This window comes from Nocardia fodinahabitans, from assembly GCF_052983615.1.
Genome location: NZ_JBRJJC010000001.1, coordinates 1,274,900 through 1,282,324 on the forward strand (window position 1 = coordinate 1,274,900; position 7,425 = coordinate 1,282,324).

Here is a 7,425-nt window from a genome sequence, read left to right on the forward strand (position 1 = left end):
ACCCTAACGCTCGCTTGGTTCGCCAGGGAAACAGTTCAGCGGCGCGACACGATGGTTCCCGCTGAGTGGACCTCAGGCGCGGCGGTGCTGCCCCGCGCGCCGGGCCCGGCGGGCGAACCAGCGCCCGTCGACCCGGTCCAGCGCGATGGACTGGCTGAACGCGGCGCTGAGGTTCGCGGCGGTGAGCACGTCCTCGAGCAGCCCCTGCCCGACCACCTCGCCCTCCTTGAGCAGCAGGGCATGGGTGAAGCCCGGCGGGATCTCCTCCACGTGGTGGGTCACCAGGACCATCGCGGGCGCGTCGGGATCGGCGGCCAGATTGCCCAACCGCTCCACGAGTTCCTCGCGCCCACCCAGGTCCAGGCCCGCGGCCGGTTCGTCGAGCAGCAGCAGTTCCGGGTCGGTCATCAGGGCGCGGGCGATCAGCACCCGCTTGCGCTCGCCCTCGGACAGGGTGCCGTAGGTGCGGTCGGAAAGATGTTCGGCGCCCAGGGTTTCCAGCATGTCGACGGCGCGCTCGGTGTCGATGTCGTCGTAGCGTTCGCGCCACCGGCCCAGCACCGCGTACCCGGCCGACACCACCAGGTCGCTGACCTTCTCGTCGACCGGTATGCGGCTGGCCACCGCCGCCGAGGACAACCCGATGCGCGGCCGCAGCTCGGTGACGTCGACGCGACCGAGGGTCTCCCCCAACAGGTTCGCGTCACCGGAGGTCGGATGGATCTCGGCGGCGGCCATTCTCAGCAGCGAGGTCTTGCCGGCTCCGTTGGGGCCGAGCACCACCCAGCGTTCGTCGAGCTCGACCTGCCAGGTGACCGGACCGACGAGCGTTCGGCCCGAGCGGCGGATGGTCACGTCGGAGAAGTCGATGAGCAGATCGGGATCGGGTTGCGACACGCGCTCCATCTTGGACCACACGGGCCCTCAGCGGAACGACCGGCCCGTGTGGGATTCGTCGTCCCTGGTCGATACCGAATCGCGGCGCCCACCGCCGTCCCCACGCATCCGGGCGGCGGGTCGCGAAACCCGTCAGCTGATCGACGAATTCGGTTCACGCGTAACGCGGTGGATCAGGGCTGGGCGGGGACCGCGATCACGGTCATCGAGCCGGGGGCCACCTCGGTGAAGCCGGCGTCGCGGACGGCGACGGCGCGCCCGGCGGCTACGTCGGCTACCAGCGTGGCCCACCGGGGTGCGTCGGCGTCGCGGACCGCGCACCGGAAGTCGCGCTGCGCCCAGGCCGCGGCGGCGGCGACCGGGAGGGCGCCGGCCAGGAGCATGCCGGCGTGGCCGACCTGGGCGGCGGCCTTGCCGACCGACATCTCCAGCGCCGCGTTCACCCACAGCACCGGCAGTTCGGGGTCCGGTGGGCCGGGCTCGTCGTGCTCCAGGTCGGTTCCGCCGATCTGCAGTTTGCGGATCCGCTGATCGATCGCGCCCACCGGGCCCGGGACGAACGCGCGGGCTTGCGCGCCGTCGACGTCGACGGTCACCCCGTCGACCTCGCCTGCCGCGACCCACTGCGCTCCGCGCGCCCGCCGGGCCACCTTCCTGATCCTGGAGCGCTTCCACGCCAGATAGCGCGGCTCCCACTCCCCGCCCGGCCCGGACCGCGGGTCCAGGCACACGGCCACCGCCGCGGCCGCGGCGGCTTCCAGCAGTGCGCTACGCGCGGGCGGATCGGCCTTGGGGATGTGCAGGACCATCTGCATCGCCTGGACCATGGCCGGGTCGTCGGGATCGCCGTTGCCGCCGTAGCCCCGCGCCAATTCGGCGTGCCGGAGCGCGAATTCGGCCGCGTCGTCGCGCGCCGCCGCCTCGATCTCCACGCTGCTCAGTTCCCCGCTACCCATGCCACAACACCCGATCCGATCGACGCCACTGCGGCCAAGCCTAATCGGCGCTACCGGCGGAGCCGTCCGATGACCCGCGCGCGGCCGGAGCGAGTGCGGAGGTACGCCTGACCTGGCGACCACGGTGCCGCCGTGGGCGCTAGGCGACCCGCACGGTCAGGATGAACTCCGGCCCCGGCGCGATCGGGGGCTGACTGGCCGGACCGTAGACGAACTGAATGGTCGAGGTCCCCGGCCCGACCCCGCGGAACGGCCACACCGTGCTGGTGCCCTCGGACTGCGGGTGCTCCGGCGCCAGCACACCCCGCTCGATGTTCACCGGCGTCCACGACTCGGTGTCGTCCGGGTTCTGCGGCAGCCGGACCAGCAACTGCTGGCCGAGCCCGAGCGCGACGGTGCTCCCGCTGAACATCTGGTCGACCTCCACCGGTCCGGCCGCGGACTGCGGGGCCGTCGTCGGCAGGTCGATCGTCGTCGAGGAGAGGTCCCCGGTGTCGTCGTCGTCACCGCACCCGGTGACCACCATCGCCACCGCGCACGCCGCGAACAGGATTTTCCGCATGGAACTCTCCCAACGCCGAAGGACTCCTGCGCTGGAGGCTAGCGCCGCGACCGGGATGCACCGGTCGCGACGCGCCAGGACTACCGGCCGAGCAGCGGAACCCGGCGCACGCCGCCGTCGCGGGCGTCGGCCGCCTCGACCTCGTCGCGGGTGACACCGAGGATGAACAGCACCGCGTCCAGGTACGGATGCGACAGCGCCGTATCGGCCACCTCGCGCAGCGCGGGCTTGGCGTTGAACGCCACACCCAGACCGGCCGCGTTGAGCATGTCGATGTCGTTCGCGCCGTCACCGACCGCGACGGTCTGCTCCATCGGCACGCCCGCCTCGGCGGCGAACTTGCGCAGCGCGGTCGCCTTGAACGCCCGGTCGACGATCTCGCCGATCACCCGGCCGGTGAGCTTGCCGTCGACGATCTCGAGCGTGTTGGCCTGCACGAAATCCAGTTCCAGCTCGTGCGCGAGCGGCTCGATGACCTGCCGGAACCCTCCGGAGACCACACCGCAGCGGAAACCGAGCCGCCGCAGCGTGCGGATGGTGGTGCGCGCGCCGGGGGTGAGCTCGATCCGGTCGGCGACCTCCTCGATCACCGATTCGTCGAGACCCTCGAGGGTGGCCACCCGCTGCCGCAGCGATTCGGCGAAGTCGAGCTCGCCGCGCATCGCGGCCTCGGTGACCTCGCGGACCTGCTCCTCGACGCCGGCGTGCGCGGCCAGCATCTCGATGACCTCGCCCTGGATCAGCGTGGAGTCCACGTCGAAGACGATGAGCCGCTTGGCGCGCCGGGCCAGCCCGGCCCGTTCCACCGCGATGTCGACCTGTTCGGCGACGGCGATGTCGGCCAGCGCGGTGCGCAGTCGCGAGTCGGTGTCGGCGCCGGAATCGACGGCCGAGACCATCAGTTCCATGCCCGTCACCGGGTAGTCGGCGATGCCGCGGATGGTGTCGATATTGGCGCCGAGGCCGGCCAGCAGCCGCGAGATGGCGCTGAAGGCGTGCGCGGTGACCGGCGCGCCGAGCACGACGACGGCGTGCGTCGACATCGGCGGCTTGCCGATCTGCGCGTCGACCGACACGTCGACCTGCATGCCGACGGTGTTCATGGCCTCTTCGAGCTCGTCCTGCAGTGCCTCGGGGTCGTTGGGGCACGACACCAGCACACCGAGGGTGAGCCTGCCCCTGATGACCACCTGTTCCACGTCCAGCAGGCTCACCTGATGGCGGGAGAGCGTCGCCAGCAGCACGGACGTGACGCCGGGTCGGTCCGGGCCGGTGACGGTCACGAGAACTGTGGTGTCGGCCAAGTCGATCTGCTCCGTTCGATTACCCACAAAAAGAGTGTGCACCTGCTGGTCACCCCAGCAGGTGCACACCCTGGTCTTCCGGTGTTTCTTACTTCTTGGCGAGCGCGCCTTCGCTGACGTGCGTCGCGTGCTTACCCGAGCCCCAGCCCACGTGCGCCTCGGCCTTCATGCGCTCGACCATGTGCGGGTAGTGCAGCTCGAACGCCGGACGCTCCGAGCGGATGCGCGGCAGCTCGTAGAAATTGTGCCGCGGCGGCGGGCAGGTGGTGGCCCACTCCAGGGAGTTGCCGTAGCCCCACGGGTCGTCCACCGTGACGACCTCGCCGTAGCGGTAGCTCTTGAAGGTGTTCCACACGAACGGCAGCATCGACGAGCCCAGGATGAAGGCACCGATGGTGGAGATCGTGTTCAGCGTGGTGAAGCCGTCGCTGGGCAGGTAGTCGGCGTAGCGACGCGGCATGCCCTCGGCGCCCAGCCAGTGCTGCACCAGGAAGGTGGTGTGGAAGCCGACGAAGGTGGTCCAGAAGTGCCACTTCGCCAGACGCTCGTCCATCATGCGGCCGGTGATCTTCGGGAACCAGAAGTAGATACCGGCGAAGGTGGCGAACACGATGGTGCCGAAGAGCACGTAGTGGAAGTGCGCGACGACGAAGTACGTGTCGGTGACGTGGAAGTCCAGCGGCGGCGAAGCCAGGATGACACCCGACAGACCACCGAAGAGGAACGTCACGATGAAGCCGATCGACCACAGCATCGGTGACTCGAACGTCAGCTGACCGCGCCACATGGTGCCGATCCAGTTGAAGAACTTCACACCGGTCGGAACCGCGATGAGGAAGGTCATGAAGGAGAAGTACGGCAGCAGCACGGCGCCGGTGGCGTACATGTGGTGCGCCCACACCGCGATCGACAGCGCCGCGATGCCCAGCGTCGCGTAGACCAGCGTGGTGTAACCGAAGATCGGCTTACGGCTGAAGACCGGGAAGATCTCGGAGACGATGCCGAAGAACGGCAGCGCGATGATGTAGACCTCGGGGTGGCCGAAGAACCAGAACAGGTGCTGGTAGAGCAGGATGCCGCCGGTGGCCGGGTCGTAGATGTGGCCGCCCAGGTGGCGGTCGTAGGCCAGACCGAACAGCGCCGCGGTCAGCAGCGGGAAGGCCAGCAGGATCAGCACCGAGGTCACCGCGATGTTCCAGGTGAAGATCGGCATGCGGAACATGGTCATACCGGGCGCGCGCAGGCAGACCACGGTGGTGAGCATGTTGACGCCACCGAGGATGGTGCCCAGACCGGACACGGCCAGACCCAGGATCCACAGGTCGGTGCCGACACCGGGCGAGTGCAGGATGTCGGTCAGCGGCACGTAGGCCGTCCAGCCGAAGTCCGCCGCGCCACCGGGGGTCACGAAGCCCGCGGTCGCCATGGTGCCGCCGAACAGGTACAGCCAGTAGCTGAACGCGTTCAGTCGCGGGAAGGCGACGTCGGGGGCGCCGATCTGCAGCGGCAGGATGATGTTGGCGAAGCCGAACACGATCGCCGTCGCGTAGAACAGCAGCATGATCGTGCCGTGCATGGTGAACAGCTGGTTGAACTGCTCGGGCGACAGGAACTGCAGACCCGGGCGCGCCAGCTCGGCGCGCATGAGCAGCGCCATGAGACCGCCGACCAGGAAGAAGCTGATCGCCGTCACCAGGTACATGGTGCCGAGCACCTTGGGGTCGGTGGTGGTGACCGCCTTGTACAGGAACGAGCCCTTGGGCCCGGTCCGAGCAGGATACGGTCGAGTCGCTTCCAACTGAGGGACTGGCCTGGGCTCTACCGCAGTCACTGATCCTCCTGAAGATGCCTGTACGTCACTCGCAGGCCCTCCGTCCTCCGGTCAGAGGCAGACGACGGTCAGCATGCGTTGGTGTGAATCGTAAACCGTGCTGCCGCAGCATTCCGCGCGGGTCCTACTCTGTGTCGTATTCAGCGCGCCGTAGACGGCCGACGGTGTGTCGGCCCGGCGCCGTTCTCGATCTTCCTCCGCAGGTCGCGCGGGTGCAACGGTTGTCGTCGATGACTTTTCGGGTGCCGCGGCGTCATGATCGATGACGGTGGGCGCGTCCCGCCACCGTCTCTGTCGAGCCAGTCCCCCGCAGCCGAGGAGTCGTCATGTCCAGTACCCAGCAACCCGGTGACCCCACCTGGGTCGATCTCTACACCGCCGATCTCGACCGTGCCATCGCCTTCTACGGCGAGCTGTTCGGCTGGACCGCCGAACGCGGCGGCGAGGAATTCGGCGGCTACACCACCCTGCGCAAGGACGGCAAAGCCGTCGCGGGCGCGATGAGCCGGACCCCCGACGCCGGTGACCCGTACCCGGATCGCTGGACCGTCTACCTGGCCTCCAGCGACGCCGCGGCGACCACGGCAAAGGCGAGCGCCGCGGGCGGCAACGTCTTCGTCGAGCCGATGGCGGTCGGTGACCTCGGCACGATGGCGGTGCTGGCCGATGTCGGCGGTGTCGGCGTCGGCGTCTGGCAGGCCGGCGAGTTCCCCGGTTTCGAGGCGATCGGCGATGTCGCCGACGGTGTCTGGAGCAACCACGACGGCGTCCCGTCCTGGTTCGAGCTGATGACCCGCGCCTACGAACCCTCGCTGACCTTCTACCGCGAGGTCTTCGGCTGGCGCGACACCTTCGCCGTGGCCGACTCCCCCGAGTTCCGCTACACGACCATCCACGCGACCTCGCCGATGCTCGGCGGTGTCATGGACGCCACCGGCCACCTTCCCGAGGGCATCCCCGGCGCGTGGACGGCCTACTTCGGCGCCGACGACGTCGACAAGACCGCCGAATTGGCCAAGACCCTCGGCGGCGCCGTCGTCTTCGAGCCGATGGACACCCCCTACGGCCGCCTGGCCGGTCTCACCGACCCCACCGGCGCCCACTTCAGCATCGGCGGCAACGCGCGCTGAGCGGCCCGCGACGGCGGCGGGCCCGGTCGCGCCGCCGCCGTCGGGGTTGCACCACCTTGGGGTGGGAAACGCGCCCCCTGGGAGGTCACCCCCCAACGCTGGGGTTGCTGTCGGAGTCCCCGCCCGCCGACGACAGTAGAGGTGTACCGAAAAGCACCTCCTACCAGCGTCAAGGGGACACCACGATGAGCACGATGACCACCGCGATCGCCGACAATGTCATCCAGCTGCCGCGCAAGCAGGCCGGCCAGGTCGCCGCCGATGGTCACCTCGCCGATTCCGATCTGGATCGCTGGGCCAATCGGCTGGCGCGACTGCTGCTCGGCCGCGGCGCCACCGCGGGCACCCGGATCGCGCTGGCGGTCGACGCCACGACCGAGGCGATCGTCGCCGAGGCGGCGGTGCGCAAGATCGGCGCCGTCCCCGTCTCCGTCACCGACGACGAGTTCGTCTTCGGCGCCTACACCGGCATCACCACCCGGGCCCGCAAGGCCGAACTGACCGACGTCGTCGACTGGCTGGTCCTCGACGATCGCTCGACCCTGCGGCGCTATCTGGTCAGCTCCGACGCGCCGCTGTCCACGGCCGATCTGCGCGCTGTCTCCTGAACCCATTCCGGTCTGGTCCTCGCAGGTCCAGAATGGATCGAGAGCGCAGTACGCAGCGGCGGGTACTACCTACCAGGTACTTGCCCGCCGGTCGGGGACACATGGTGAATACCGAGCTCCAGACATGAGAACGCAGG

7 protein-coding genes are annotated in these 7,425 nt (G+C 69.3%); 2 read left to right on the forward strand and 5 right to left on the reverse strand.

What is annotated here, in order from left to right:
* Nucleotides 1-72 precede the first annotated feature (72 nt).
* The 5 genes from NV348_RS06070 to ctaD all read right to left on the reverse strand — a co-directional run bounded on the left by NV348_RS06070 (nt 73) and on the right by ctaD (nt 5,550).
* Nucleotides 73-906, reverse strand: coding sequence for an ABC transporter ATP-binding protein (locus NV348_RS06070; RefSeq protein WP_447150952.1), 834 nt, complete (start codon nt 904-906; stop codon nt 73-75).
* Between the two features lie 164 nt (nt 907-1,070).
* On the reverse strand, nt 1,071-1,853 hold the full coding sequence (locus NV348_RS06075) for a peptidyl-tRNA hydrolase (protein WP_447146105.1): 783 nt from the start codon (nt 1,851-1,853) through the stop codon (nt 1,071-1,073).
* 139 nt (nt 1,854-1,992) lie between these two features.
* Nucleotides 1,993-2,415, reverse strand: coding sequence for a hypothetical protein (locus tag NV348_RS06080; protein WP_447146106.1), 423 nt, complete (start codon nt 2,413-2,415; stop codon nt 1,993-1,995).
* Between the two features lie 80 nt (nt 2,416-2,495).
* Nucleotides 2,496-3,725: a phosphoserine phosphatase SerB gene (gene serB / locus NV348_RS06085; RefSeq protein WP_447150953.1), complete on the reverse strand. Its 1,230-nt coding sequence runs from the start codon at nt 3,723-3,725 to the stop codon at nt 2,496-2,498.
* An 82-nt stretch (nt 3,726-3,807) separates the two neighbouring features.
* Nucleotides 3,808-5,550, reverse strand: a complete 1,743-nt coding sequence (gene ctaD / locus NV348_RS06090; protein WP_447146107.1) for an aa3-type cytochrome oxidase subunit I — start codon at nt 5,548-5,550, stop codon at nt 3,808-3,810.
* A gap of 326 nt (nt 5,551-5,876) precedes the next feature.
* On the opposite strand from ctaD, the gene NV348_RS06095 reads away from it, so the two are divergent.
* A complete protein-coding gene (locus NV348_RS06095; RefSeq protein ID WP_447146108.1) occupies nt 5,877-6,680 on the forward strand; it encodes a VOC family protein in 804 nt (267 codons plus the stop codon).
* A 185-nt stretch (nt 6,681-6,865) separates the two neighbouring features.
* Nucleotides 6,866-7,288, forward strand: coding sequence for an AMP-binding protein (locus tag NV348_RS06100; protein ID WP_447146109.1), 423 nt, complete (start codon nt 6,866-6,868; stop codon nt 7,286-7,288).
* The last annotated feature ends 137 nt before the right edge of the window (nt 7,289-7,425 follow it).